The organism is Pedobacter chitinilyticus, from assembly GCF_003313385.1.
GTDB classification, from domain to species: Bacteria; Bacteroidota; Bacteroidia; order Sphingobacteriales; family Sphingobacteriaceae; genus Pedobacter; species Pedobacter chitinilyticus.
This window is the reverse complement of sequence record NZ_QMHN01000001.1, coordinates 716346-743224: the sequence shown is the minus strand read 5'-3', so window position 1 is coordinate 743224 and position 26879 is coordinate 716346. Positions and strand designations below refer to the sequence as shown.

31 protein-coding genes are annotated in these 26879 nt (G+C 37.6%); 22 read left to right on the top strand and 9 right to left on the bottom strand.

All coding sequences use genetic code 11. The annotated features are described in order from the left end of the window. Nucleotides 1-242 precede the first annotated feature (242 nt). Genes DUT70_RS03120 through DUT70_RS03110 form a run of 3 tightly spaced genes read left to right on the top strand, consistent with a single transcriptional unit; the run spans nt 243 to nt 2727 of the window. Entirely contained in the window at nt 243-1412 is a 1170-nt protein-coding gene (locus tag DUT70_RS03120; RefSeq protein ID WP_113645833.1) for a hypothetical protein, read from the top strand. Between the two features lies 1 nt (nt 1413). Beyond that, nucleotides 1414-2124: a hypothetical protein gene (locus tag DUT70_RS03115; protein WP_113645832.1), complete on the top strand. Its 711-nt coding sequence runs from the start codon at nt 1414-1416 to the stop codon at nt 2122-2124. 12 nt (nt 2125-2136) lie between these two features. Next, nucleotides 2137-2727: an XAC2610-related protein gene (locus DUT70_RS03110; RefSeq protein ID WP_113645831.1), complete on the top strand. Its 591-nt coding sequence runs from the start codon at nt 2137-2139 to the stop codon at nt 2725-2727. A 10-nt stretch (nt 2728-2737) separates the two neighbouring features. On the opposite strand, the gene DUT70_RS03105 is transcribed toward DUT70_RS03110, so the two are convergent. Further along, nucleotides 2738-3304 carry a hypothetical protein gene (locus DUT70_RS03105; protein ID WP_113645830.1) on the bottom strand — a complete coding sequence of 189 codons (567 nt, stop codon included), beginning with the start codon at nt 3302-3304 and terminating at the stop codon, nt 2738-2740. A gap of 192 nt (nt 3305-3496) precedes the next feature. On the opposite strand from DUT70_RS03105, the gene DUT70_RS03100 reads away from it, so the two are divergent. The 7 genes from DUT70_RS03100 (at nt 3497) to pgl (ending at nt 9564) form a co-directional block, all read left to right on the top strand. Continuing rightward, nucleotides 3497-4057, top strand: a complete 561-nt coding sequence (locus tag DUT70_RS03100; RefSeq protein ID WP_113645829.1) for a hypothetical protein — start codon at nt 3497-3499, stop codon at nt 4055-4057. Then, entirely contained in the window at nt 4054-4500 is a 447-nt protein-coding gene (locus DUT70_RS03095; protein WP_113645828.1) for a hypothetical protein, read from the top strand. Before DUT70_RS03100 ends, DUT70_RS03095 begins: the two co-directional genes overlap by 4 nt. Before the next feature lie 19 nt (nt 4501-4519). Further along, the gene (locus tag DUT70_RS03090) at nt 4520-4852 is read left to right on the top strand and encodes a hypothetical protein (RefSeq protein ID WP_113645827.1); all 333 of its coding nucleotides are present in this window, start codon (nt 4520-4522) and stop codon (nt 4850-4852) included. A gap of 68 nt (nt 4853-4920) precedes the next feature. After that, the gene (locus DUT70_RS03085; protein WP_113645826.1) at nt 4921-5673 is read left to right on the top strand and encodes an ROK family protein; all 753 of its coding nucleotides are present in this window, start codon (nt 4921-4923) and stop codon (nt 5671-5673) included. Nucleotides 5674-5716: 43 nt separating this feature from the next. Continuing rightward, on the top strand, nt 5717-7135 hold the full coding sequence (gndA, locus tag DUT70_RS03080) for an NADP-dependent phosphogluconate dehydrogenase (RefSeq protein WP_113645825.1): 1419 nt from the start codon (nt 5717-5719) through the stop codon (nt 7133-7135). Nucleotides 7136-7250: 115 nt separating this feature from the next. Further along, nucleotides 7251-8759, top strand: a complete 1509-nt coding sequence (zwf, locus tag DUT70_RS03075) for a glucose-6-phosphate dehydrogenase (protein ID WP_113645824.1) — start codon at nt 7251-7253, stop codon at nt 8757-8759. Nucleotides 8760-8844: 85 nt separating this feature from the next. Continuing rightward, nucleotides 8845-9564 carry a 6-phosphogluconolactonase gene (pgl, locus tag DUT70_RS03070; protein WP_113645823.1) on the top strand — a complete coding sequence of 240 codons (720 nt, stop codon included), beginning with the start codon at nt 8845-8847 and terminating at the stop codon, nt 9562-9564. A 223-nt stretch (nt 9565-9787) separates the two neighbouring features. On the opposite strand, the gene DUT70_RS03065 is transcribed toward pgl, so the two are convergent. From DUT70_RS03065 to DUT70_RS03055, 3 genes are all read right to left on the bottom strand, one after another. Next, entirely contained in the window at nt 9788-10672 is an 885-nt protein-coding gene (locus tag DUT70_RS03065) for a Ppx/GppA phosphatase family protein (protein WP_113645822.1), read from the bottom strand. Nucleotide 10673: 1 nt separating this feature from the next. Then, nucleotides 10674-12728, bottom strand: a complete 2055-nt coding sequence (gene ppk1, locus DUT70_RS03060; RefSeq protein ID WP_113645821.1) for a polyphosphate kinase 1 — start codon at nt 12726-12728, stop codon at nt 10674-10676. Nucleotides 12729-12818: 90 nt separating this feature from the next. After that, nucleotides 12819-13430 (bottom strand): hypothetical protein, encoded by a 612-nt coding sequence (locus DUT70_RS03055; protein WP_113645820.1) that lies wholly within the window; start codon nt 13428-13430, stop codon nt 12819-12821. A gap of 137 nt (nt 13431-13567) precedes the next feature. On the opposite strand from DUT70_RS03055, the gene DUT70_RS03045 reads away from it, so the two are divergent. Together DUT70_RS03045 and DUT70_RS03040 are read left to right on the top strand one after the other, a co-directional pair. After that, nucleotides 13568-14059, top strand: a complete 492-nt coding sequence (locus DUT70_RS03045; RefSeq protein ID WP_113645818.1) for a YajQ family cyclic di-GMP-binding protein — start codon at nt 13568-13570, stop codon at nt 14057-14059. A gap of 100 nt (nt 14060-14159) precedes the next feature. Beyond that, nucleotides 14160-14609 carry a GNAT family N-acetyltransferase gene (locus DUT70_RS03040; protein ID WP_113645817.1) on the top strand — a complete coding sequence of 150 codons (450 nt, stop codon included), beginning with the start codon at nt 14160-14162 and terminating at the stop codon, nt 14607-14609. Between the two features lie 83 nt (nt 14610-14692). Here DUT70_RS03040 and DUT70_RS03035 read toward each other — a convergent pair whose 3' ends face one another. After that, complete coding sequence (locus DUT70_RS03035) at nt 14693-16006, bottom strand: nicotinamide mononucleotide adenylyltransferase (RefSeq protein ID WP_113645816.1); 1314 nt, start codon at nt 16004-16006, stop codon at nt 14693-14695. 344 nt (nt 16007-16350) lie between these two features. Then, nucleotides 16351-16785, bottom strand: coding sequence for an Hsp20/alpha crystallin family protein (locus tag DUT70_RS03025; RefSeq protein WP_113645814.1), 435 nt, complete (start codon nt 16783-16785; stop codon nt 16351-16353). A gap of 78 nt (nt 16786-16863) precedes the next feature. Between DUT70_RS03025 and DUT70_RS03020 the strand changes: the two genes are divergently transcribed. Then, nucleotides 16864-17346, top strand: a complete 483-nt coding sequence (locus DUT70_RS03020) for an acyl-CoA thioesterase (RefSeq protein WP_113645813.1) — start codon at nt 16864-16866, stop codon at nt 17344-17346. 41 nt (nt 17347-17387) lie between these two features. Here the strand turns inward: DUT70_RS03020 and DUT70_RS03015 are convergent, their stop codons facing one another. Further along, nucleotides 17388-17747, bottom strand: a complete 360-nt coding sequence (locus DUT70_RS03015; RefSeq protein WP_113645812.1) for a dihydroneopterin aldolase — start codon at nt 17745-17747, stop codon at nt 17388-17390. Between the two features lie 117 nt (nt 17748-17864). Here DUT70_RS03015 and DUT70_RS03010 point away from each other — a divergent pair, with 117 nt between their 5' ends. The 7 genes from DUT70_RS03010 (at nt 17865) to DUT70_RS02980 (ending at nt 21947) form a co-directional block, all read left to right on the top strand. After that, nucleotides 17865-19055, top strand: a complete 1191-nt coding sequence (locus tag DUT70_RS03010) for an acyl-CoA dehydrogenase family protein (protein WP_113645811.1) — start codon at nt 17865-17867, stop codon at nt 19053-19055. A gap of 135 nt (nt 19056-19190) precedes the next feature. Further along, on the top strand, nt 19191-19460 hold the full coding sequence (locus tag DUT70_RS03005) for a GxxExxY protein (protein WP_240432009.1): 270 nt from the start codon (nt 19191-19193) through the stop codon (nt 19458-19460). 253 nt (nt 19461-19713) lie between these two features. Then, nucleotides 19714-20103, top strand: a complete 390-nt coding sequence (locus DUT70_RS03000) for an SRPBCC domain-containing protein (RefSeq protein WP_113645810.1) — start codon at nt 19714-19716, stop codon at nt 20101-20103. Between the two features lie 32 nt (nt 20104-20135). Beyond that, nucleotides 20136-20504 carry a nuclear transport factor 2 family protein gene (locus DUT70_RS02995; RefSeq protein WP_113645809.1) on the top strand — a complete coding sequence of 123 codons (369 nt, stop codon included), beginning with the start codon at nt 20136-20138 and terminating at the stop codon, nt 20502-20504. Between the two features lie 3 nt (nt 20505-20507). Continuing rightward, the gene (locus tag DUT70_RS02990; RefSeq protein WP_113645808.1) at nt 20508-20861 is read left to right on the top strand and encodes a DUF1801 domain-containing protein; all 354 of its coding nucleotides are present in this window, start codon (nt 20508-20510) and stop codon (nt 20859-20861) included. A gap of 10 nt (nt 20862-20871) precedes the next feature. Further along, nucleotides 20872-21687 (top strand): hypothetical protein, encoded by an 816-nt coding sequence (locus DUT70_RS02985; protein WP_128353279.1) that lies wholly within the window; start codon nt 20872-20874, stop codon nt 21685-21687. Nucleotides 21688-21731: 44 nt separating this feature from the next. Continuing rightward, on the top strand, nt 21732-21947 hold the full coding sequence (locus DUT70_RS02980) for a hypothetical protein (RefSeq protein WP_113645806.1): 216 nt from the start codon (nt 21732-21734) through the stop codon (nt 21945-21947). A gap of 137 nt (nt 21948-22084) precedes the next feature. Here DUT70_RS02980 and lysA read toward each other — a convergent pair whose 3' ends face one another. Next, nucleotides 22085-23245, bottom strand: coding sequence for a diaminopimelate decarboxylase (lysA, locus tag DUT70_RS02975; protein WP_113646545.1), 1161 nt, complete (start codon nt 23243-23245; stop codon nt 22085-22087). A gap of 4 nt (nt 23246-23249) precedes the next feature. Between lysA and DUT70_RS21285 the strand changes: the two genes are divergently transcribed. Continuing rightward, complete coding sequence (locus tag DUT70_RS21285) at nt 23250-23417, top strand: hypothetical protein (RefSeq protein ID WP_205529720.1); 168 nt, start codon at nt 23250-23252, stop codon at nt 23415-23417. 238 nt (nt 23418-23655) lie between these two features. On the opposite strand, the gene DUT70_RS02970 is transcribed toward DUT70_RS21285, so the two are convergent. After that, the gene (locus DUT70_RS02970) at nt 23656-24969 is read right to left on the bottom strand and encodes an aspartate kinase (protein ID WP_113645805.1); all 1314 of its coding nucleotides are present in this window, start codon (nt 24967-24969) and stop codon (nt 23656-23658) included. Between the two features lie 170 nt (nt 24970-25139). Between DUT70_RS02970 and DUT70_RS02965 the strand changes: the two genes are divergently transcribed. Further along, nucleotides 25140-26873, top strand: coding sequence for a phospho-sugar mutase (locus DUT70_RS02965; protein ID WP_113645804.1), 1734 nt, complete (start codon nt 25140-25142; stop codon nt 26871-26873). Nucleotides 26874-26879 lie beyond the last annotated feature (6 nt).

Below are 26879 nucleotides of genomic sequence, written 5' to 3'. Positions count from 1 at the left end.
CAGTCAACAGTTTTCAAGACTGCCGCATTCGACCACTCTGCCAGCTCTCCGAGGGCAAAAGTACAAACTCTAATCAATTCCACAAACTTAGCTGAGCAAATTTGATGAAGTTTGTTTTAAGCACTTCGTAATCAGCTCAAAAAAATCATCTCTGCACTCGAAAAAGGTTTAATTGGCACGGTTATAGCCGTTAAATTGAACAACTAAATGAATGATTAACGCCAACCAACTATGAACTAAGTATGAATATTAGCCTCAAAACGGCACTTCTAGCAGCCATTTTATTAGCCTTCACTTATTTTTACTACCTCGGTGGACGCACATTTAACTTTTTGAGTTTAGGTACAGTTATTATTTTTTTGTTTGGCTGTGCGGTTATCTTAGTACTCACTACCTTATTGATTGGTTTTGTGACCTATTTGTTGAATACAGGAGTCATTTATCCAAATACAGGATTGCTGATTTCCTTGGTGTTTGTAGTGCTATTGTTTGCATTTTGGTTGGTTTACGGCTTCGTCCAACTCCCAAATTTTGCGGATTTTAGTGCCTACGGGATCTTCATCAAACAGTTTCTAACGTCTCATTTATTATACATTGCGGTCTGTTCTGTGGTCATGGGAGGTGGCGTTCGTCTTTTCTTATACCGTTCCCAGCAAGCAGTTGTTCCCGAAACAATGCAAGGCAATATCAAATTCATCTTCTATATTTTGGCGGCTTTGGTATTGAGTGTCCTCTCCTTTTACTGGATGAAAAAAATTAAACAGGCACCCATGCAAATCGAAGAGCAGGCTTATCATAGCTTGCCTTTGTCGCAACAACTGCTGGATACCAAAGGGATATATATCGCTGGAAAGCCTTATTATCTTCCAGAAAGCAAAGAAATCATCATTTTATTAGCATATCCTAGCTCAAATAAAAAGGTCCCTATTGATCAAGTTTTTAGAATAGATAAGGATGGTGCGATTAAAGGCAGTCTTAAGATTTCAGATTTAACGACGGAGAATTTGATCTTTGATCATGGCTTATTGATCTCTCAAAATAGTGATAAAGTTTTTACATGGATTTTTGATCATCAAACAACAGCCTTGGATAGGGATAAAGCGGCAACTAAAAGCAAGGAAATAGTACCGTTAACTGAAAATGCCAAAGCGGTGGAACTTATCTATTTTAAAAAAACCGAAAGGGCAGCCTGCGGCGCAGGTCTCGATGAGATTTGGAATGGCACCAAATACTATCATATCCTTACCAAACAAGATACCTTGAAAATAAAACTGGATAATGTGTATCCAAAGGCCCCTTACGGACAATGCATCGAACAAAACGTAGAGTACTACCCTTTGGAAAATTTAGCTTATGGTTTGATTAGGGTTGGTGAAAACGCTTATTATGTGATTGCACCTCAAAAGAAATAACATGAGAATACTGTGCCTATTTTTACTCATCAGTTACTCCTGCTATGCGCAAAATAGCAATGTAGCCACCATTGGTTATGCAGATAAGTTTGACAAGCTCCCAAAGCTAAATTTGGTAAAAAGCACCCAAGCAAAATACGACAGCATTCCAGTGAAGAACATGCTTTCACAACCTAAATTATTTGGTGATGGCGCAAATCTTTCCATCCAAACAAAAAAGGGAATGCTAAACTTGAAAAAGTATAGGGAGAAAGTTAACTCGGCAGAAGGATTTAAGGGCTACCAGTATGCAGGTTATTACCCTTCTCTACAAATGCATGCGCTTTTTAGTCATCACACTGCCGAACATATTGGTTTTAGCGACCTTGTTTTGGTTGATGATTTAAGCGCTAAGAAATATGCCATTGCCTCTGTTGGAGACGACGCCGTGCAATTGCCTATTCCTTCGCCTAATGGCAAATATCTAGTTTATTTTTACAACTGGGTGTATCAAAAAAACAGCTCTTTTATTGGGGTGTTGAAAATAGGTAGCAGAAACCATCCTCAAACACTACTTACTGAAAAAGCAAGTTACGAAACCAAAAAATGGGCTGTTGAGGGAATTAAATGGTTAGATGATCGTTCTTTCATCGTGAAAACATCTGCAGAAGAAAAAAATGGACAAGCAAAGGTGAAGCAATATGCTTATTACCTTGCTCAACTTCAACCCTAAATTGATAAAATTATGCAAAGACTATGGTTGTTGATTACCTTTCCGCTTTGGCTAAGCCTTGCAAAAGGCTGGAAATACTTTTATCCCTTTAACGACCGTAGTTATGTGCTGGCTATTGATGAAGGTAGTGTCAAAACATCAGGTGAGCGAGTTTGTACCGTTCATTTCTTTCATCAAAAAACAGGTTCACAAACCACATTGTGGAAACAAGAACTGGCGATGCAATACGGACAGGAAACCAAGAAAGCAGATTTCAATGGTGATGGCGTGGCAGATTTCTTGATTTTAAAAGGCACGGGCGCAAGGGGAAGTAACGAACTTTATTATTTGTTTTTAGCTAATCCAAAAGCGAAAACCCTCAAAAGAGTAAAAGGTTTTGAAGATTTGCCTAACCCTAGTTATCACCCAAAATATCAAGTAGTCACCAGTTATAGCTTTGCAGGAAAGAACTACTACAGTATTTATCGCATGGGCAAAGGGAACCAACTGATTCAAGTGGGTAATAGTTTCGAAGATTCTTTTGATAGCGATGAAAAGATTTTAGATTCCAAGATTGCTGCTGCTTTGAAACAGCACAAGACAGGTACAAAGAAATCCAATTAATAAACAAGAGTCACTGCTCTCTTATTTTTTGATAGTTGTTAAAAGTGTTGGTGTCGTTATTGGCCAGAAAAAGAAACACCCATCCCCATTCATTGTGCAATTGATCTAAGTGCAAACTGTTGTCCTGATTTAAGGATAGTTGAACCTGTCTGTTCTTGAATTCTCCGTAAATGAGCGGTATAGGGATTGCACTACGTTTAGGCTTGGCAACAAAATAACCGTTTTTAAATTTTCCTTTTATTTCAATGCTTTTGGAGGCATTTCCTTTCGCTTCCCAAGTAGCCCTTATTTTTTCATCATCCAGTGCAAACAGTGTAATGGTTGCATTTGGGAAGGTAGTGGTATCAGTTTGTCCAATACTAGTTAAATGGTACCATAAGGTGTTATATGTGCCATTGCTTTTTGTCGTTCCAATATTCTGGTAAACACCATTAAAAGCACTTAAAGACTTCATTTGAAGCATATCTGTTCTTTGTGGCTGTTTTAGAGAAGCGGCACATCCCGTAAGAAGCGCAATGCCAATTAAAATGGTCAGAAAATATAAAGGCTTCATGTTTAACGAGTTTTGGTCTGTCATGATAACGCAAAATTTGTTCCAAGTCCTCAAATACAAGCACTAATGATACTTTTTAAGGGTAAAAACATTTTAGAATGACTGGCATTTGTGATACCTTTGAAGGGTAATCAAGAAGCTCTTTTAGGAGTGCTTCATACAAGGAAATCATCTAAATACATCAGCTCCTATTTTTGATGTTAATTAAGCTTGTTAATGCCCAGAAAGAAGATTAGAACATTTACCATCGCCCTTACGCTAATCATACAACTTCTATTTTTGTCCGCCATTTTTATTGAGAAACTACAGAGCATTTACACGCCTTTTATCATTATTGTTTTGAGTCTGCTACTCTTGGTTTCCTACCTAAAAGCCCCTATTCATCATCGTACCAATTTGCATGAGCATGTGCTGATTGTAATGTGGATTCCCATTGGAGCGCTGGCTTGCTATTTTTTGAATAACATTTACCATTTGGGGCCAGTGATGGCTGCTGGCATTGTAGGCACTTTGGCATCATTTATTCCGCTATTGAATAAAAAATCTACTTATCTGAAACAATTGCCTGCTACGTTTTACTGTGGGGCTTTCATTGGAATGACCAATATTACCATTGCCTCATCGGTTTATTTTGTGTTGGCCGCCTCTTTCTTTGCAGCTGTTTTATTATTGGTTTCCAAAAGTTTGTTTAATGGCTTGGGTGGCAAGTTAGGCACGGTAGCTTTTACCGCAGTAACCATCACTTCGTTTATCTTTTTCCTTTTGTTTAAGAAATGATCGCATTTGTCCTTATCCTTACCGCAATCATTGCCGCAATGCTTACCTTTTATGTGAACCATCAGCTCACACAAGGTCCCGTAAGGTCTTCGGCATTGTTATCCTTAATTGTTGCCTCTATCTTTTATTGCTTTCCAAACCTATTGTCAACAGAACTGGCTAAAAATATTCCAGTGGTTTTTATTGGAGGTTCTTTTATCGGGATGGCTTCAAAAAAAATCATCGATAGCTATTTCAAATTGGCTATTTCGGGTTTAGTATTTGCGGTTATTTACCTCAACACCAGCAGGTTCTTTAATGGTTATGGTGGTGCATTAGGAGCCTCCGCAGGTATTTCACTCCTATCGGTTTTAAGCTTACCATTCTTTACTCCTAAAAAGCATCATCTCACTAATGGGGTACTCCAATTGCGAAAAATCATTTTCAGAAGGAATAAAGATTAATTCTTAGTAAATTAGCGACATGTTTTACGCAAATAAAAAACATACTGCACCTGTAAATTCGGCTGAGCAAAACGCTAAAATCTTGGCAAATGTTAAAGGATTATTAGAGAAAGAACTCATACAGATCAACGGCAATGTGGTTTCTTTATATCCGCAGTTATGGAAAGACCATCAAAAAGCGATCAATTGGATCAAATGTCTCTATATCTATTGCCACCTAAAAAAGCAAATTAAGACTAAGGAAGCACTTTATTTTGAAGATATCGCTACCAAGCAAACAATTGGTTCGATGATCAATAACGTGCCCAAGCTGATCAACTTTGAATTTGCTGATCAAACGCACAAAATTTGATTTTTAAACAACTTTTCCCCTTTATAAACTAGCTATCTTTGATTAGCACCAAAAAATAAAAGCCAATTATGTCAGTAAAGAAAATTTCAAAAAAAGGAAACGTACTCACGATAGATATTGGCGGAACAAACATTAAAGCTTGCATACTAAATGATAATGGTAAAATCGTTACCGATTACATCTCCCAACCTACTCCAAAAAATGCTGGACCTAAAGAGGTAATCGAAACCATTAAAAAGCTGACTAAAGATCTGAAAGGCTTCGAAAAGATTTCTGTAGGTTTTCCTGGTTATGTAAGAGACGGTGTGGTGCAAACAGCGCCCAATTTAGGAGAGAATAAATGGGCTAATGTAAATCTTGCAGATCAGATCAGTCAATTGTTTAATCTGCCAGTAAGATTGGTAAACGATGCGGATCTACAGGGCTTAGGCATTGTAAATGGTAAAGGCCTAGAAATTGTATTTACCCTGGGTACTGGTTTTGGTACGGCCCTACTCTTTGATGGAGATTTATTACCTCACTTTGAACTGGCGCACTTGCCCATCACCAAAGGAGAAAGCTACGATGAATATATTGGCAAAAGAGGCTTCGAAAAAGTGGGCAAAGAAGAATGGAACGAGAGATTGAAATACATCATCGAAATATATAAAACGGTTTTCAACTACGATTTACTTTACATTGGGGGCGGAAACTCAGCAAACATCGATTTTAAGCTAGATCATAATATCAAAATTGTCTCTAATAAAGACGGTATTAAGGGCGGCGCCAAACTTTGGAAAGCCAAAGAGAAATTCTTGGTTTGCACTAATCTTTACGATTAGAAATATCAATAACCTTTAAATTATTTTGTAAAGCAACATAAAAATGAGTATCAACAACACTGAAAAGAGCTACAATTTCGGCATGATTGGTTTGGGAACCATGGGCAGAAACTTGTTATTAAATATGGCCGATCACGGTTTCTCTGTAACTGGACACGATAAGAGCGACAAAATGCTTGCCTTGTTAGAAGAAGAAGGTAAGGCGCATCAACTGAAGGGATTTGCCAAAGTAGAAGATTTTGTAGGAAGCTTAACTTCACCAAAGACGATCATCTTGTTAGTGCCAGCTGGTAAGATTGTAGATGAGGTGATTGCCGAAATTACGCCGCTGTTGAGTAAGGGTGATATTATTATTGATAGTGGAAACTCTTATTATGCTGATACGACTAGAAGATCAGTTGCTTTAAAAGAGCAAGGTTTCCATTTCTTTGGAATGGGGATTTCAGGCGGTGAAGAAGGTGCTCGTTTTGGGCCTAGCTTAATGCCTGGTGGAGATAAAGATGCTTATAGTGTAGTGAAAGATTTGTTAGAAGCGGTATCTGCTAAAGTTAATGGCGAACCTTGCGTGACTTACATTGGCCCTGGCGCTTCTGGACACTTCGTTAAAATGACACACAACGGTATTGAATATGCCATTATGCAATTATTGGCTGAAACCTATGATATCCTTAAAAATGGCTTAGGCTACAATAACCAACAGATCCAACAAGTATTCGAAAAATGGAATAATGGTCGCTTGAAGTCTTTCTTAATGGAAATTACCAAAGATGTTTTCTTGTTTAAAGATGAAAAGACTGGTAATTTATTGGTTGATGAAATCAAGGACCAAGCCAAATCAAAAGGTACAGGTAAATGGACTTCACAGATTGCAATGGACGTTGAAATTCCTTTAAATACCATCGATGCCTCGGTAGCTGCCAGAAACCTTTCTAAATTGAAGGATTTACGCGTAGAATTAGAAGGTGCATTTGGTAAAGCAGCAAACATTACCCAAAACGAAGACTTTGAAGCACAATTAGAGGAAGCATTTTATTTTGCCATGGTATCAGCTTATGCCCAAGGCATGCATTTATTATGGAAAGCTTCCGAAGAGTATGGCTACGAATTGAATATGGCCGAAATTGCAAAAATCTGGAGAGGTGGTTGTATTATTCGTGCCGAGTTCTTACAGGATATTTATGAGGCTTACCAAAAACAACCAAGCTTACAGCATCTTTATCAAGATGCCTCTATCCAGCAGAAACTTCAAAAAGGCTTAAAGGATACAAGAAATGTCATTGCTTCGGCCATTAGTGCGGGTATTGCAGTGCCTTGTTATGCGGCAGCCATCACTTACTTTGATACATTGAAAACAGGTAGAATGCCATCTAACTTGATCCAGGCACAACGTGATTATTTTGGAGCACATACTTTTGAGCGTATTGACAGTGAAGGTGTTTTTCACGCAGAATGGAGTAAATAAGTTAAAAGTAAAAATTCAAAAGTTAAAAATAAACTAGCCACAGATAATCAGATAGAAAAATTAAATCTGTGCATCTGTGGCAAAAAAACGAAGCTCTAATTAAGCTTTTAAAAAAATGAAAAAAGCAAGTAAACTTAATCCTACCATATTTGTAATTTTTGGCGGCACGGGCGATTTAAACAAACGCAAACTGGCTCCAGCACTATATAACCTATACACTGAAGGCTATATGCCGTCCAAATTTGCCATTATCGGAACTGGAAGAACAGCATTTACCGACGAGAAATATCAGAAAGAGCTATTGCATAGCGTTAATGAGTTCTCTAGAAACGGAAAGGTGAAAAAGGATAAATGGGATGTTTTTAGTCAAAGCATTCACTATTGCACTATTGATATCAAATCGCAGCAGACTTTTGAAAACCTAAAAGGTGAAATTGAAAAGTACCAAGCTGATTTTGGCGAAAACACACAGGTGATTTTCTATTTAGCGGTAGCCCCTAACCTATTCCCATTAATTGCACAATGCTTACATCAATATAAGCTTACAGGCAACGAAGAAAACTGTAGAATCGTTATTGAGAAACCTTTTGGTCACGATTTAGAAAGTGCTAAAGAACTGAATTTATTACTAAGTGGCATTTTCACAGAGAAGCAGATTTATAGAATTGACCACTATTTGGGTAAAGAAACCGTACAGAACATGATGGCTTTCCGATTTGCCAATTCGCTGTTTGAACCTCTATGGAATCGCACCTACATTGAGCATATCCAAATTTCGGTAACAGAACAATTGGGTGTTGGCGATAGAGGTGGCTATTATGAAGGAGCTGGTGCTTTGAGAGATATGATTCAAAATCACTTGCTACAGTTACTTTGCTTAGTGGGTATGGAAGCGCCTATCTCTTTCAATGCTGACGAAATTAGGGACAGAAAAGTGGAGGTCTTAAGAGCTGTGAGGCCATTTAAGCCCGAAGAAATTAGTAGCCATGCCGTTCGCGGTCAGTACAGTAAAGGTTGGGTAGAAGGAAAAGAAGTACCAGGCTATCGTTCAGAAAATGGCGTAGATGCTCACTCAAACACAGAAACCTTTGCTGCCGTTAAATTCTTTATTGATAACTGGCGTTGGCAAGGTATTCCATTCTACTTGCGTACAGGTAAGCGAATGAACCAAACCTCATCTATCATCACCATTCAATTTAAAGATGTCCCTCACCATATTTTCTCTAATAACGTAGCCGAAACTTGGCAACAAAACAGGTTGATCATCAGCATCCAACCAGAAGCCAGTATCAGGTTACAAGTACAGTCTAAACGTCCAGGATTGGATATGGTGTTAAACCCTGTTGATATGGTGTTTAATTACAAAGGCACTTACGAGAACGATTCTCCAGAGGCTTATGAAACATTGCTTTTAGACGCTATTTTGGGAGACCAAACGCTGTTTATGCGTGGCGATCAAGTAGAAGCGGCTTGGGAACTAGTAATGCCAATTATCCATACTTGGGAGAATAAAAAATCATTGAGTTTCCCTAATTATGCTGCAGACAGCTGGGGACCAGAAGAAGCCGAAGCGCTAATTGCTAGAGATGGCTATCACTGGTTTACCTTGCCGATTAAAGATTAAAAGAAGTTAAAAGTTGAGAGGTATGAGTTGAAAGTTTTGGGTGACCATCTCGATACTCATATCTCGATACTCATATCTAAGACTAATGAAACTAAACATATTTAAAAGCCAAGCCGAACTTAACGAGCAATTGGCGCAATACGTAATTGAAATTTACCACAAGGCGATTGCCGAAAAGAACCGTTTTGATTTTGTGCTTACTGGCGGGAGTTCACCAAAAGGCCTTTACCAATTACTATCCACCACCTACAAATCACAGATAGATTGGGATAAGGTGTATTTCTTTTTTGGTGATGAGCGTACCGTATTGCCTTTTGAAAAGGATTACAACGGCTTAATGGCCAAAGAGAGTTTCTTTGATAATTTGGAACTTAAAGATGGTCATGTTTTTTATGTAGATACGAATTTATCACCCGAAGAAGCAGCCGCTGATTATAAAGAGAAATTAGACCAACATTTTGGTAATGCTACCATTGTTTTTGATTTGATTTTATTAGGTATGGGCGACGATGCGCATACGGCTTCAATTTTCCCTCATACTACCTTGGTAACCAATGAAAAAATCACGGTAGCTAGTGTTCGGGTAGAGAAGTTAAACACCAATAGAGTAAGCTTAACAGCTCCTTTAATTAACCAAGCAAAAAATGTTGCCTTCATTACTTTTGGAGCAAATAAGGCCGAAGCTTTGCAGAAAGTTTTAGGTAACGAAAAAGATTATGCTAGTTATCCATCGCAATTGATTAATCCTGTTAACGGGGATTTGCAATGGTTTGTAGATGAAGCTGCAGCTAGTTTGTTAGCGTAGCTTTTGGATAGACTTACGAAGTTTTAAAAACTTCGTAAGTCTTAGTATGATCTCGCCACTCCGAGTTTGTTGTCATTCCGAGGAACGAGGAATCTCTATTAAATTTGGCAGCATCTATGTGTTCCCGTCATTTCGAACGCAGAGAGAAATCTAACGATTAGGTTGTCATGGGAACTAGATTTCTCTTTGTCGTTCCTCCTCATCGAAATGACGATAAAAAGTACTACAAATTCTCCTCGATCAACAAATTGATAATCCCATCAACCATTCCCACTTTAGGAACAAAAATTTGTTTAACCCCTGCCCATTTCATAATGGTAAGGTAAATTTCACAAGCAGGAATAATTACATCAGCTCTATCTGGGTTGAGTTTCAATACCGAAATACGTTCTTTTAAAGAATAAGCATTCAGCTCATTGTACATATTCTTTAGTTTCAAGAAAGACAAAGGCATATCGTCCTTCTCTCCACTCATTCTAAACAACTTATTGATGTTGCCTCCAGTACCAATACCTACTACCTGTTTTAGTTCTTTGGTGTTGTGTTTGATCCATTCTTTCATCTCGTTCCAAGTTTCTTCCTTGTCTTGGTTATCAAGAATACGAATGGTACCAATGTTAAATGATTTAGAAGCGATGGGTTGTTTATTAACGAACACCGAAATCTCGGTACTACCACCACCTACATCAATATATAAGTAACTTTTCTTAATATCTAAGTTCTCTTCGATATGGTTAGAATAAATGATGCTGGCCTCACGTTGTCCTTCAATAATCTCAATGTCTATATTGGCCAGTTCCTTTACCTTTTCAATCACCTCTTTACCGTTTTTGGCTTCACGCATCGCAGATGTTGCACAGGCCAAATATTCAGTAACATTATAAACGTCCATCAGATTTCTGAATGCCGTCATCGTTTTCACCAAATCATCAATCTTTTTAGGGGAGAGTTCATGGTCTAAAAAGGCATCATCACCTAAACGTAACGGCACCCTTACCAAAGTGTTCTTTTTGAAACCTAGTTGTTTATCCTCACCTTGCTGGGTAATATCTGCAATTAATAAACGTACTGCGTTGGAGCCAATATCAATGGCGGCATATCTTAACATGTTACTGATGCTTGTTTTTTAAATAAGTATAAGTTTGAACTTGTGCCCTTATCTTACTTGTCAATCTATTTTTATGGTATCTATTGTCGTTAGCTTTGGTAATGCTTCTGGCTTTTACATTATCCTGAAGCTGAAAATCAATGATATCTTTGATTTCCTGCCTTACTTCTTCATCCAAAATAGGAAAGCCTACTTCTACCCTATGCTCAAAATTACGCGACATTAAATCGGCCGAAGAAAGGAACATCTCCTCTTTACCATTGTTTCCAAAAATGAAAATTCTGGCGTGCTCCAAAAACCTGTCGATAATACTGATGACGGTAATATTCTCGCTAAAACCTTTCATTCCTGGTACAAGACAGCAAATGCCGCGTACAATCAATTTAATTTGTACGCCTGCGTTACTAGCCTCATATAATTTCTCTACTATGCCTTCATCAGCTAAGCTATTTACTTTTAAAATCATATAAGCCGCTTTACCAGCTTTAGCATTTTTGATTTCCCTATCAATGAGGCTATAAATACGGTTTCTCGAATCGATGGGCGAAACGATCAGGTTTTTAAAACCCTTAGCTACAGTTCTTTTATTTAAAGCGCCAAACAGTTTTACCAATTCTGAGGTGATTTCTGTATTGGTGGTGAAAATACTATGGTCGCAATAAATACGAGCAGTTTTTTCGTTAAAATTACCTGTGGCTAAATTAGCGTAGTAAGTGGTTTTCCTTTTATCAATTCGTTTGACTAAGCAAATTTTCGAGTGGACTTTAAAATCGGTTAAGCCGTAATTTACGTTTACCCCTTCTTCCATTAAACGATTGGTCCAGAAAATATTGGCACTTTCATCAAAACGGGCCTTCAGTTCAACCAAACAGTTGACTATTTTTCCGTTCTTAGCGGCATTAATCAGCGCATTTACCACTTTGGAGTTCTCAGCCAATCGATATAACGTGATGTTGATTTCCGTTACTTTTGGATCAATGGCTGCCTCTCTCAAAAACAAAATAATATAATCGTATGACTGATAAGGTAAGTGAACTACGTAATCTTTCTCCGCTATTTTTTTGAAAAGGCTTTGTGTACGGTGCAAGTCTTTAACTTTCAGCGCGGGCATTGGCGCATACTCCAGTTCCTTTCCGCCTACATTTGGAAAGGCAATAAAATCGCCAAAACGATGGTATTTGTTGCCTGGTATAAGCCCATCAGCTCCTACTTTCAATTTACTTACCAAAAAGCTCAGCATATCAAAAGGCATATCGCTATCGTATAGTAAACGCATGGGTTTGCCACGTTTTCTCTTGTCTATACTCTTGCGAAGCTCTTCAATAAACTTATCGCTTACATTTTTGTCGATATCAAGTTCTGCATCTCTAGTGAGCTGAATAGAAAATGCTTGAATTTCCTTATAGTTGAATACGTAAAAGATATCATCCAAACAGTATTTGATGATGTCTTCTAAAAGGATAATAAATTTAAGGTCATTTGTCTCAGGCAATACCAAGAACCTAGAAATGCTATCTGGAAGCTCCAAAATAGCGTACTTCCTACTCTTTCCTGCATTGTTAGAGAGTTGTACAAAAAAGTACAAAGCCCTATCCTTAAGTTCTGGAAAAGGCTTGTTGACGTCGATCATAATGGGAACTAAATTTGATAAAATTTTGTCCCTAAAATGTTGACGTACAAATTCACCCCTAGCTACATTTAATTGCGTGTAGTTGAGAATGAAAATCCGTTTTTGTGCAAGTTCAGTAATGAGAATATCCTGAAAAAGTGTTTCAAAGCGTCGCTCGAGCTTTACTACAATATTTTTGATTTCATCAAGAACCTTTTTCGGATTGAAGCCCAAAAGCGCTTTTGCCTTTTCGTTCAAATTCACCAATCGGTTCAAGGAAGCTACCCTCACACGATAAAATTCGTCGAGGTTGGATGAGAATATAGAAAGAAATTTGATGCGTTCTATCAGCGGCACGGTTTCATCAGCCGCTTCTTGCAGCACACGTTCGTTAAAGTATAACCAACTGATCTCTCTATTTAAAAATGGTAGCTTCTTTTTCGCCATTTAGGTATTAAAAAAATCCCATTTCTGGGATTTCCAAATTTGAGAAATTTAATGTTAAGTTATGATTAATTGTAGGTTAACAAAAATCAATTATTTAACATTAGAGCTTTTTGTAGTACTGGGTTTAGCTGCCCTTGTACTGGTTGGTGCAGCTTTAGCAGGTGCTTTTGGTGCTACTGTTTTGGTAGCGGTAGTTTTTGCTACTGGTTTAGCTGCAGCAGCTGGTCTTTTTACCACAGTTTTAGGAGCGCTACTAGTAGCAACTGTTGTTTTTTTAATAGGTGCTTTCACAGCCTTAGCAACTTTTTCTTCACTTTCTAAAGGTGCTACTTTAACGCTGCTAGCTACTGGTTTTGCTTTTTTAACCGCCTTTTTTACAATTTTGGTAGTTGTTTTATCTATTTTTTTAAGCGGCTTTACCTCTTTCTTCGCTACCTTTTTTGCTTTGGCTACTTTCTCTTTTTTGGAAGTCGTAATGTCTTCAATTTTATGTTCCACTACTTCTTTTACTCCTGTAAATGTTTTGGCTATTTTTTTTGCTACGGCTTTACTAGCTTTAGCTACATCGGCACCAAATGCTTCTGCATTATGGCCTAAGCCTTTCACGGCTTCTAAAAACTTTTCTGTTAAGCTTTGTTCCAACTGTTTTTTAACAGCCTTTTTAATTGATCTTTTTGATGTTTTAGGTTTATTGGCTTTCATGTGTTTGAGATTGAGTTAGAAGGTAAAGTAAGCATCTTGATTTGTGTTTTTTTGAAATCTTGATGGTTTACAGGTATTTTTTTCGTTTTTTTATAACAAATTAAATTTATCAATTCTTTTTCATTTAAGATAATATCATGCCAAGTTTCGATATCGTGAGCAAAATAGATGGCCAAACGTTAGACAATGCCATTAACAATGCAAAAAAGGAAATTTTAAACCGTTATGATTTCCATTCTTCCAACAGCAGCATCGAGCTAGATAAGAAAACCAATGTCATCACCATTTTAACAGAAGATGATATGCGTTTAAAAGCCATCACCGATTCCATCATTTCCCGTATGATGAAACAACATTTAGATGCAAATAGTTTGGATTTTGGCAAAGAAACCATCGCTTCTGGTAATATGATTAGAAAAGAGGTAAAGGTGAAAGAAGGAATCGACAAGGAAACTTCTAAGAAGATTGTTGCTAAAATTAAGGACAGCAAAATAAAAGTACAGGCTTCAATGATGGAAGATCAAGTGCGTGTACAGGGAAAAAACATTGATGATTTGCAGAAAGTTATCCAACTATGTAGATCTGAAGATTTTGGACAGCCTTTGCAGTTTATTAACATGAGAAATTAGGTTGATTTACGATTTTAGATTTACGAATTACAATTGAAGGGTAATCTACATCGCTGCAAACTAATCTCTAACTACTAACCACTAGTCCCTAGTTAATAACATGGAAATCAAAGAAAATGGTTTTGTGTTTTCAGACGACCGTAATTTGGTTGATGTAAAAGCCGTGCACCATTATTTAAGTACACAATCTTATTGGGCAAAGGATATTCCTTTTGAGCTCGTACATAGAGCGATAGAAAATTCACTTTGCTTTGGGATTTATAAAGATCAGCAACAGGTAGGTTTTGCTCGTTGGGTTACCGATAAAGCTACTTTCGCCTATTTGTGTGATGTTTATGTGGAAGAAGCTTTTCGAGGTTTGGGACTGTCTAAGAAACTGATGTCTTTAATGCTCTTCCACCCTGATCTACAAGGCTTACGTCGTTATCAATTGGCTACTTTGGATGCTCATGGTTTATATGAGCAATTTGGCTTTAAGACTCTCGAAAATCCAGAACGTCAAATGGAAATTGTATTTAAGAATCTGTATAGTGAAAACGCCAAGCATTAAGATGGTTAGCCACAGATGCACAGATAAATAAATTGATTGTTATTTAAAACAAATCTGTGCATCTGTGGCAAAAAAGAATACCTCTAAACAGTTTTCACTTCCCCTTCGTTGTAATCCTTAATATCAGTAATGTAGTTATTCAAAATCAGAAAATCAAACAAAGGTTTGGCTTCTGGCGACACTGGCATATTCTCGGTAGTAATTACGGTATTGCTTTTCTTGTCTAAGAAAGGATAAGCAAACAACCTTACGTTTCGACTAAACATATCATTCACGTAACTCAACAAGTGGCCTGTATAGTTTTCGCCGAAATTAGCAGAGTTAAACACGAACTTTAAGTTGTTAATATTGGTAGACATGCCAACGCTTCTTGGTTTACACCTGTCTAAGTACTTGGCTAGTCTATTTTTTCGGGTGAAATTAGATACAATTACAAAATTGCCTGTTTTGCACATCTCTTCTGCCCTTTTTGCTACTGCCTCTAAATCAATATCATCTGGCGTTTCATGTTCGGAAGTTAATACGTTAGTAATCAAAACCTCAATCATCACAATCATATTTCTATCTTCAACATGGTTGATCAGTTTGAATTGATCGGTAGCTTTATTGAACAAGCTAAAGTTAGGGTTTGATTTCTGACCATATTTGGTTCTTAAAATCATCACGTCTTTTTTGTAAAGCAAATCTTTAGCTTGTCTTGGATGAGAATCTACATCAAAAATCGCCGCTGTAGAGAAATCTTTAACAATCAAGTACAAGTTTAAGAGTAAATTATTAACATCTTTAAATGCAGGACCTTGAACAGAAATCAAGTCGATTTCTACAGAGCCTACGTTGAGGTTATCTACCAGCGACTCAATCATTTTCTTAGTGTCATTGGCATAATAAAAAGCGGCATATATCAAATTTACACCTATCATTCCTAAAACACGTTGTTGCATTTGCACGTCGGTGTCTAATAGGCGCACGTGGAAATAAATCTCGTTAGGTGCTTCGCCAGGTTCACTTTGGAAACGAAGGCCTACCCAGCCATGCGGATCATTGGTGCGGGTGTAATTAAGTGTAGTAACGGTATTTGCAAAAGCGAAAAAGGTTTTTTCTTTGTGTTTTTCGCCTTTCAATCTATCAATAAGTAACGCGTATTCATGATCAAGCATTTTAAGCAGCCTGTTTTGGCTCACATACCTGCCCGATTCTTCTGCACCATAAATCTCATCACTAAAAGTCATGTCGTAAGCAGAAATGGTTTTTGCTACGGTTCCTGAAGCGGCTCCAACATTAAAGAAAGCTCTTGAAACTTCTTGTCCTGCACCTATTTCTGCAAAAGTGCCATAAATTTTAGGGTTGAGGTTAATTTTTAGTGCTTTACGCTTAATATCGATGATTTCTTGTTGCATGCCGCAAAATTACTAAAATCACTTCATTCCTGTAGGGTGTCGTTTAATTTGGTTTGGTTCTAAACTAGGGTTGTTTGCTACAGTTACACGGATAGATGTTTTTTAAATGGTATAAGGAACCCATTTAATTTATTATTTGCACAGTATGAGATTGCTTCGTGCCTCGCAAAGACAATAATAAAGCCGTCACTAAGAGGCACAGTCTATCCCGCTCCCTTCTCGGGAAAGCAGTCTATAAAACATTTACAAGCTGTGCATCTGCGGCAAAAAAAACAAGGGCAGCATTTTTCAATGCGCCCTTGAACCTTAAACTCGCTACCCAAAAGGGTAATCAAACCATTGTATTATGAAACTACAATTTCTTTATGCTCGTCTTTTGCTTTCTCTTTTTTGCCAATAGTAATGTTCAATATTCCATTGATATACTCGGCATTAATTTTTTCTGTATCAACTCCTTCAGGCAACACAAATGATCTTGCAAAAGAGAAATATTCAAACTCTTTACGAGAATAATCTTTTTGTTGATCGGTTTGTTCATTTTTCTTTTCTGCCCAAACAGAAAGTTGGTCTTTTTTCAACTCTATTTTAAAGTCTTCTTTGTTTAAACCTGGTGCCGCTAATTCAATTTTAAAATCTTCTGTAGTTTCCAAGATATTTACCGCTGGCATTTTGCTTACACCATAGTTTTTATTTAAGGCATCACTAAACAAAGAATCAAATACGTTGTTAAAGTATGGTGCTGTGTTTCTGGTTCTGTTGTTGAATTTTACTAAGCTCATTTTTATATTCCTCCGTAATTTTTTAATTTTTTTATTGATAACTACCCTTATTCAAACCACGTTCCAATCCGAAAAAACATGATATTCAAGACATTTTGGCGCAAAAAAGAAAAAACAGAAGACAAAAAGTCAGTTTTAGAAAGCAAAACAGACATATTTAAGTACAGAACCGATTTAGAAATGCGTTTTACCGATCTAGACATGATGGGCCATGTAAACAATGCGATGTATTTTACCTATATGGAAATTGGGCGCACCAAGTATTGGACACAAGCCATACAATGGGATTGGAAAAAAACAGGTGTAGTGATTGGGCAGGCAAGCATCAATTACCTAAAACCACTGCATTTGGGAGATAAAATCAGTATTTATGTGCGCACCTCCCGCATTGGAAATACCAGCTTCGATCTAGAATACATGATCGTGAAAATGGTTAATGGCGAAGAGGTGATTTGCAGCAAAGGAAAAACCGTATGCGTGGTGTACGATTACGAGACAAAAAGCCCAGTGGCCATTCCCGATAGAGAGCGTAGTAAAATGATTGAGTTTGAACAGTTGTAAAGTAGTGGAAAGTTGATCGCTTAAACTTAAGCAGCTATTCACTAATCTGCTTTGTAGCTTAACTCTACAAAAGAGTGTCCTATTTCGCCAGGCATTGGTGGGTTCATTTTTCTGATGCCAACTTTTGCCGTCAGGATAAATGGATACAACGCTTTCACCTGTTCTAGGATATTAGTCACCACTGTTTCGAGCATTTTCTGTGTCTGCTTCATTTCCTTAAGGATGATTTGGTTAAGCACTTCGTAATTAACCGTCTTTTCTATGTTTTCGGTATCGCCCTTAGGTTTAAAGGTCACCTCGGCATCCACTATAAAATTACAGCCAATCAAATGTTCCTCAGGATAAAAACCATGAAAAGCGTGGCATCTCACATCTCTTAAAGCAACAGTTTGTATATACATTTGAACTTAAAGTTTGGTAGCGCAATATTAGCTAATTTTTATTTAGGGATTGAGGTATTTTGCTAACTTTGAGGATAACCATATATAAACCATTAATCCGCTAAATCTATTTAAAAAATGAGTAAATCTGCGAAAAAAGACCTTTACGAAGCACCTGATTATTATTTGGTAGACGAGCTTTTATCTCAAGAACATTTGTTGATTCGATCGACCGTGAGAGATTGGGTAAAAAAAGAAGTGAGTCCAATTATTGAAGATTATGCGCAACGTGCAGAGTTTCCAAAGCAGTTGATTAAAGGATTAGGCGAAATTGGTGCCTTTGGCCCTACCATTCCCGTTGAATATGGCGGTGCTGGCTTAGATTATACTGCTTATGGAATAATTATGCAGGAAATTGAACGTGGAGATTCAGGGATTCGTTCTACGGCATCTGTACAAGGTTCTTTGGTAATGTATCCTATTTATGCTTATGGCACAGAAGAACAACGTAAAAAATATTTACCAAAATTAGCTACTGGTGAGTTGATGGGCTGTTTTGGTTTAACTGAACCTGATCATGGCTCCAATCCTGGTGGCATGGTGAGTAATATCAAAGATAAAGGCGATCATTATTTATTGAATGGCGCCAAAATGTGGATTTCTAATGCTCCTTTCGCAGATATAGCGGTGGTTTGGGCAAAAGACGAAGAAGGTAAAATCAGAGGGATGGTGTTGGAACGTGGTATGGATGGTTTTACCACTCCCGAAACGCATAATAAATGGAGCTTGAGAGCTTCGGCTACTGGCGAATTGGTGTTTGACAACGTAAAAGTGCCTAAAGAAAATGTATTTCCAGAGATAAAGGGTTTAAAAGGTCCTTTGGGTTGTTTAAACCAAGCTCGTTACGGTATTGCTTGGGGTGCCCTGGGTGCCGCCATGGATTGTTATGATACCGCTTTACGTTATTCGAAAGAGCGTGTTCAATTTGGCAAACCTATTGGTGGTTTTCAGTTACAACAGAAAAAGCTTGCCGAAATGATTACCGAAATCACAAAAGGCCAGTTGTTGGTTTGGCGTTTAGGTCAACTGAAAAGCGAAAACAGAGCCTCGGCAGAGCAGATTTCAATGGCTAAACGTAATAGTGTGGAAATTGCGCTGGAGGTGGCTCGTAACGCTCGTCAAATGCTAGGCGGTATGGGCATTACTGGCGAGTACTCCATCATGCGCCATATGATGAACTTAGAATCGGTAGTCACTTACGAGGGCACGCATGATGTACACTTGTTGATTACGGGTATGGATGTGACTGGAATTAATGCTTTTAAATAAGATCCCACTTCCTTTGCCTTATCAGGATTTATAGGATGTGAAGATTTTCATGATCATAGTTTTACATTAAACATCAAAATCCTATAAATCCATCAATCAAGTAAATCCTGATCCTGACAATTTACACGCTTAAAAATGACTATCGATGAAATTACATACAAGGTAAACGGTTGTGCCATGAAAGTGCATAACACCTTGGGTAATGGGTTTCAAGAAGTAATTTATCAAAGATGTTTGGCCATTGAACTAAGTAGCATTGATTTAATTTTTGCCAGAGAAGTTGAGCAAACTATTTATTACGAAGACATTGAAGTAGGTGTGAGAAGAGCAGATTTCGTAATAGAAAATCAAGTGGTAGTTGAGCTAAAAGCGGTGATCAATCTAGAAGACGTTCATTTAGCGTAAGCTAAGAATTATGTTACTGCTTATAAATTTCCCATAGGTCTATTGATTAATTTCGGCAGTACAAGTTTACAGTTTAAAAAAGTTTACAATTCGAATTCTAGATATAAACCAACAATATAAAGGGGCTATACTTACTGAATTAAGGGATTTACATAATCATAACAACAAAATAAAAAGCGCTCTTTACCTAATAAATCAAGAAATTAATAACAAATTTGCAATCCTGTTAAATCCTAAAATCCAGTAAATCCCGATGAAGACATTTAAAAAATACATCCTCCTGCCCGCTCCTCCCGAAGAAGTTTATTTAGGTTTAACCAAAGCACAAAGCATCCAATTATGGACAGGTGCCGAAGTAGAGTTTGAAGAAGAAGTAGGCACGGAATTCTCTTTTTGGGATGGTGATATTGTAGGTAAAAACCTCGAATTGGAACCTGGGAAAAAGATCGTACAACAATGGTACTTTGGCGAGGAAAACGAACCTTCTATTGTAACCATCAAATTGCACCCTGACAAGAAAGGCACTTCTTTGGAATTTGTACAAACCAATATCCCTGACGAAGATTTTGAAGAATTTACAGCAGGTATCAGCGAATATTATTTAGGAGGCCTAGCTGATTTCTTTGAACTAGAAGACTACTAAACATTAGCGTAATTTAGAAAGAAGCTAAAAACATGACAAAAGAAGAAATCTTAAACCTAGAGAATAGACTTTACAAAGCCATTAAGGAAAGTGATATAAAGGTGCTTGATGAATTGTTGCATGAAGATTTGCTTTTTGTTGCTCCAAATGGAGATGTAATCACCAAAGAAATTGACTTAAAGACTTATCGCGATGGTGAACTCAATATAAGTGAACTTACACCTGAGGTCGAAAACCTAAATATCATTGATGATCTGGCAGTAATCACCTTAACCATAGACTTAAAAGGCAGCTACAAAGCAGCGCCGTTTGGGGCTAAATTTCGTTATATCCGATTTTGGAAGGCCTCCGCTGAAGGCATTAAAATTGTAGGTGGAAGCGGAACTCAAATAGGAGTCTAAAAAATGTTAAGTGAGCTCGACCAATTTTATCTAAAGCAAGAAGAACCCATAAAAAGCACTTTACTGGCCTTGAGGGATATTATTTTATCTGTAGATAAGGACATTACACCCGAATGGAAATACAAACTCCCCTTCTTTTACCATCAAGGTAAAATGCTTTGTTATTTATGGATACATAAAAAGCACTACCATCCCTATATTGGTTTTGTAGACGGACATTTATTATATGATGAAGATTTATTGGTGGAGAAACGGGCACGGATGAAGATCTTGTTAGTGAACCCAGAAGCAGATTTGCCTGTAGAAAAAATTAACAACCTGTTAAAAGAGGTTTTGTATCTTCGGGCCAAAAGATAAATTTCAATTCATGAAACGCTTTACATATTTCGTACTATTTTTAGCTATTTCTTCTCTTAGTTCCTGTACTCGATATCTATTTCCTTCTATTGTGGGCAATGATGTCGTTTATCAGCCCAAACCAATGGTTGCTGATAGTGTTAGCTCGAAATTTAATGTCACTGGAGGCTTAGCAAGTTCAGATGGTATTCATGATGAAGGCGATGTGACTTTAGGCTATTTAAGCTTAACTCAAGCCCATACCTTTAAAAATTTTAATTTCTCTTACGGTTTGCTAGGTTATTTTGGTAAAGCTTCCAAAAATTACATCTCAGAAAACCCTAAAGAAAATGATTTTGTAGAGCTCCCTCCTTTTAACAAATCTACTTCGGGTCTAGGCATACACACCTCCATTGGTTATCACATGACTTCTAATCGTGGGAACACTGATTACAGAATTATTAACTGGGAAAATGCGGTGACCAGAGAATTTGGGGAATATCTAGATTTTAGAAACCAACTTTACGGAGACCTTACCTATAAGAGATTGGTGGTTTCTAGAAATAAACTATTATGGACCACTGGTCTCTCTTCTGAAATCATCTTTCATCACCGGAGAGATAAAGACATCAAACATGCATTTAAACTATTTGTAGGCTTTTCGCCAAACTTAGATAATAGCTTTGATAACAAGATTAAAACGGCAAATTATGCCTTAAACGATTCTGAAGTTAGCCGTAGCAATTTCCAATTAACCTACTTTTTCTCCTTCAAGCAATTTAACCTAACCAGTCAAGCCGATTTCTCACGCCTTTCAGCAAATATTGGCCTTGGTTATTCCTTCTAAAACAATTTCCGTTAACTGCTGTTCCCTAAATAAAATCAAATATCATGGGAAAATCATTAGGCATTTTATTAATTGTAGTTGGATTAATCATGCTCGTATGGAGCGGCTTTACTTATACAAAAAAAGAAAAAATCATTGACGCAGGACCTATTCAAGTCACCGCAGACAAACAAGAGACCGTGAATTGGCCTCCGTATGTGGGCGCTATAGCCATGGTTGCTGGGGTCGTTATCTATGTAGCAGCAAGACGTAGGCAATAAAAAAAGCCAGCTAACGATTTCGTTTCACTGGCTCTAATAATGCAAGATTTTTGTCTGAATTTTATCTTTGAAACATTAAGAAATTAAATCTCATTAAGAACAAACCTTAATTTCCTCAACTCCTTAATGTTTTTTATCTAAGATGAAGCAACATCATCACTAGTTACAGTAACAATCGCATCGCGCAAATTGTAGTTAGAAGCCATTACCTCACCATATGCGCCAGTACTTCTAATGGCAATCAAATCATTTCTAAAAGTCTCTGGTAAAGCAACCTCTTTTCCGAAGCAGTCGGTACTTTCGCAAATTGGCCCTACTACATCATACTTAACAGCATTAGACTTCTGACTCAAGTTCTCTATCTGATGGTAAGCTTGATAAAGTGCTGGGCGCATCAATTCGGTCATACCTGCATCCAATACAATGAAATTCTTTTTCTTACCATTCTTTACATAAAGCACACGACTAATCAACGATGAAGATTGACCTACCAATGCCCTACCCAATTCAAAGTGAACTTCTTGATGAGGTTTAATGTCTAAGAAATCTGAGAAAATCCTGAAATAAGCTTCAAAGTCAGGAATTTGTGCATTTGGTTGGTGATAGTCAATACCTAAACCACCGCCAACATTTAAGATTTTAACGGTAAAACCTTTATCCTCAAACCAAGCGGCAAATTCATTTACCCTTACACATAGGTTTTTATAAACGTCCAAATTGGTAATCTGCGAGCCAATATGAAAATGGATCCCCACAAACTCCAAATGCGCTGAGGCGTTTAAAATGTCAGCTGCTGCAGGCATGTCCCAAGAGTTGATTCCGAACTTATTCTCGTCCAAACCCGTGGTAATGTTAGCATGGGTATGTGCATCAACGTTAGGATTGATACGGATAGCCACCTTCGCTATTTTCTGTTTCTTTCCAGCCAAATCGTTAATCACCTGCAATTCCTGCAACGATTCCACGTTAAAGCAAAAAATATCCTGGTCCAAGGCATAGTTAATTTCCTTATCAGATTTACCTACACCAGCAAAAACCACTTTGTTTTTAGCGAAACCACTTTCAATCGCCTTTCTTACCTCGCCACCACTTACACAATCGGCACCAAAACCAGTTTCCTTAATTTTAGCTAAAACCTTATCGTTGAAGTTCGCTTTCATGGCATAATGCACATGAAAATGATAAGTATTCGCTGCATCACTACAAGTTTTTAACGTGTCGCGCAACAAGTTAAGATCGTAATAATAAAATGGCGTTTCTAAATTTGAAAAATGTGCTATATCTTTATCCGAAAACATAATCTTGAAATTTATACTCATCCTCTTCCTGGCCTTTTTAGGTTTTATCTATGCAGGCAACTACATCGACTATCGTCAAGGTAATATTAGCCGCAGAGAATTTGAAAGAAGAGTTCGTATCTCAATTGTACTGATATTAATCGTTATTTTTATCTATTTCTATTATCGTTAGTCTTTTTTTGACTGCCATCCTGAGCCCTTCGAAGGATCTGTTTCATAGCTGATAGATGCTTCAATCAGGTTTAACTAACCTATTTCAGTTCTTCAAACAAACTTTTATTTGTATGTCATTCCAAATATGGTGTAGTCCCGAATTTTTGGGAGAGAAATCTTTAAACTAATTTAATCCAAAGATTTATCCATTACGCTACACTTCAGTCGAAATGAAGACCATCCCTAAGTCTTAAGCATTATTCAAAAATCCTGTTGTGCAGGCTTCTTAAAGCTTCAACCTTATCTTCTGTTTTCACCAATAGAGAAATGTTGTAAGCACTACCACCGTACGAAATCATCCTTACTGGAATATGTTTAATCGAATCTAATACTTTCGCAGCAAAACCATGCTTCTCGGCACCAAAATCACCTACTACACAAACAATGGTTTGGTCTCTGTCCAATTCCACACTGCCAAAAGAATTCAGCTCGTCTACAATTTTATCTAAGTTGTCCGTAAAGTCAATCGTTAAAGATACGGCAACCTCCGAAGTGGTAATCATGTCAATTGGCGTTTTGTAACGTTCGAAAACTTCAAACACCTTGCGCAAGAAACCATAAGCCAACAACATTCGGCTCGATTGGATTTTAATGGCCGTAATGCCATCTTTAGCAGCAATAGATTTAATTTTCCCTTTTTCGCTATCTGCACTAATTACTGTTCCTAGGGCTTTTGGCTCCATGGTATTTAGCAAACGCACTGGGATTTTATATTTCTGCGCAGGAAATACTGATTGCGGGTGCAAAATTTTAGCACCAAAATAAGCCAACTCGGCAGCCTCGTCAAATGACAAGTGAGAAATAGGTTTGGTACCTTTCACCACACGAGGGTCGTTATTATGCATACCATCAATATCCGTCCAAATTTGAACTTCATCCGCTGAAATGGCTGCACCTAACAATGAAGCAGTATAATCGCTACCACCACGACGTAGATTATCCACTTCGCCAAAGCTGTTTCTGCAAATGAAACCTTGGGTGATAAACAACTTGTTGTCAGGATTTTCGGCCAATAGTGGCGTTAAGTTCTCTGTAGTATAAGGAATCACAGGTTCGTTATCCTCATCAATTTTCATGAAATCTAAAGCGGGCAACAATACCGAAGGCACACTAATAGATTTTAGATATACGTGGTAAAGTGTGGTCGAAAGTAATTCGCCTTGCGCCAAAACCACTTTATCCTCAATAGCTGTAAAAACGTTGTTAGCCAAAGAAAGTAGGAAGTTGAAATGATAATCAACCACTTCTTGACCTTGCTCTCTAAACTCGCCAGCTGGCAAAAGTTCTACAACAAAATCATTATATTTCTCTTGTAAAGCTTTAATTAATTCAGTGCCCTTCTTCTTGTCCTCCTTCAGTAACGCATTTGAGATTTCAACCAAACTATTTGTAGTTCCAGACACTGCTGATAATACTACAATCTGTCTTTCTGATGGATCAATAATATCCAACAGTTTTTTCATACGTTCTGGGCTACCAACCGAGGTACCACCGAATTTTAAAATTTTCATTTTTGAGTTATAGAATATAGAATTTTGTTATAATTGTAACGGGGCGTGAAAATAAATAAAAGACTGTTAATTTTAGTCAAAGTATCGAAATAAAATGCGGTTTTTTTAATTTTGACCCAACCCTACCGAATATTATTTGTTTCTCCTATCGACATTAACCCTAATTTAATATGCAGTTAGATCCACAAACGCAAACAACCATACAAGCGTGGCTTGACGGAAATTACGACGAAATCACCAAATCAGATATTCAAAAATTGTTAGACCAAGAGGCTTATACAGAGCTTACTGATGCTTTTTACAGAAATTTAGAATTTGGTACAGGTGGTTTAAGAGGTATCATGGGCGCTGGCTCAAACCGAATCAACAAATATACCATTGGCACAGCCACACAAGGTTTGGCTAATTACTTATTAAAGAAATACCCAGGCGAGAAAATCTGTGTAGCCATTGCGCATGATAGCCGAAATAATTCGGATGTATTTGCTAAAATTACCGCTGACGTATTTTCAGCCAACGGGATCAAGGTTTATTTCTTTTCAGCCTTACGCCCTACCCCTGAACTTTCTTTTGCTATTCGCGAACTGGGCTGTAAAAGCGGAGTAATGCTTACTGCTTCGCACAACCCTAAAGAATATAACGGCTACAAGGCTTATGGTGCCGATGGAGGTCAATTTACCTCTCCTGATGATAAAATGGTGATGGATGAAGTAGCTGCGATCCAAAATATTGATGAGGTAAAATTTGATCGTATTGAAAGTAACATTGAGCTGATTGGTGAAGAAATCGATCAGAAATACCTGAATGAAATTACGGCGCTTTCGGTATCTCCTGATGCCATTGAAAGACAGAAAAACCTAAAAATCGTTTATTCGCCTATTCATGGTACAGGAATTACTTTGGTGCCAAAGGCATTAGAGCAGTTTGGTTTCACCAACGTAACCATTGTGGAAGAGCAAAGCAAACCAGATGGAAATTTCCCAACCGTGGTATATCCAAACCCTGAGGAGAAAGAAGCTTTGACCCTAGCGCTTAAAAAAGCACAGGAAATAGATGCTGATTTGGTTTTGGCAACAGATCCAGATGCTGACCGTGTAGGAATTGCCGTTAAAAATAACGATGGTGAATTTGTATTGCTAAATGGGAACCAAACGGGAAGCTTATTGGTGAACTACATGTTAACTGCTTGGGAAGAGAAAGGAAAATTGACAGGGAATGAATATGTGGTAAGCACTATTGTAACTACCAGTTTAATTAAGGCCATTTGTAAGGATAAAGGGGTAGAATATTTTGAGACACTTACGGGTTTTAAATGGATTGGCAAGGTGATGACCGAGCTTTTGGGCAAAAAGAAATTTATTGTAGGTGGCGAAGAAAGCTATGGTTACCTAGTGGGTGATTTGGTACGTGATAAGGATGCTGTAATATCCTGTGCATTTATTGCAGAAATGACCGCTTTTTATAAAGACAAAGGCAGTAGCTTATTTGAAGCCATGATTGAAATGTATGTAAAATATGGCATGTACAAAGAAGATTTAGTGGCCATTACCAAAAAAGGAAAGACAGGTGCCGAGGAAATTAAGGCGATGATGGAGAAGTTTAGAAACAACCCTCCTGCTAAACTTGGCGGTTCAGCGGTAGTCACTTTAAAGGATTACGAATTGAATAAAGTTACTGATATTAAAGCGGGCACCAGTAAAGAATTAGGCTTTCCTAAATCGGATGTTTTGCAGTTCATTACAGAAGATGGCAGTATCATTTCTGCACGTCCTAGCGGTACTGAACCTAAAATCAAGTTTTATTGCAGTGTAAATGAGCCTCTGGCTGATAAAACTGGTTTTAAAGCTACCGAACAACAACTGAATGAAAAGATAAAAACCATTATGCAAGATTTGCAAGCATAAATTTCT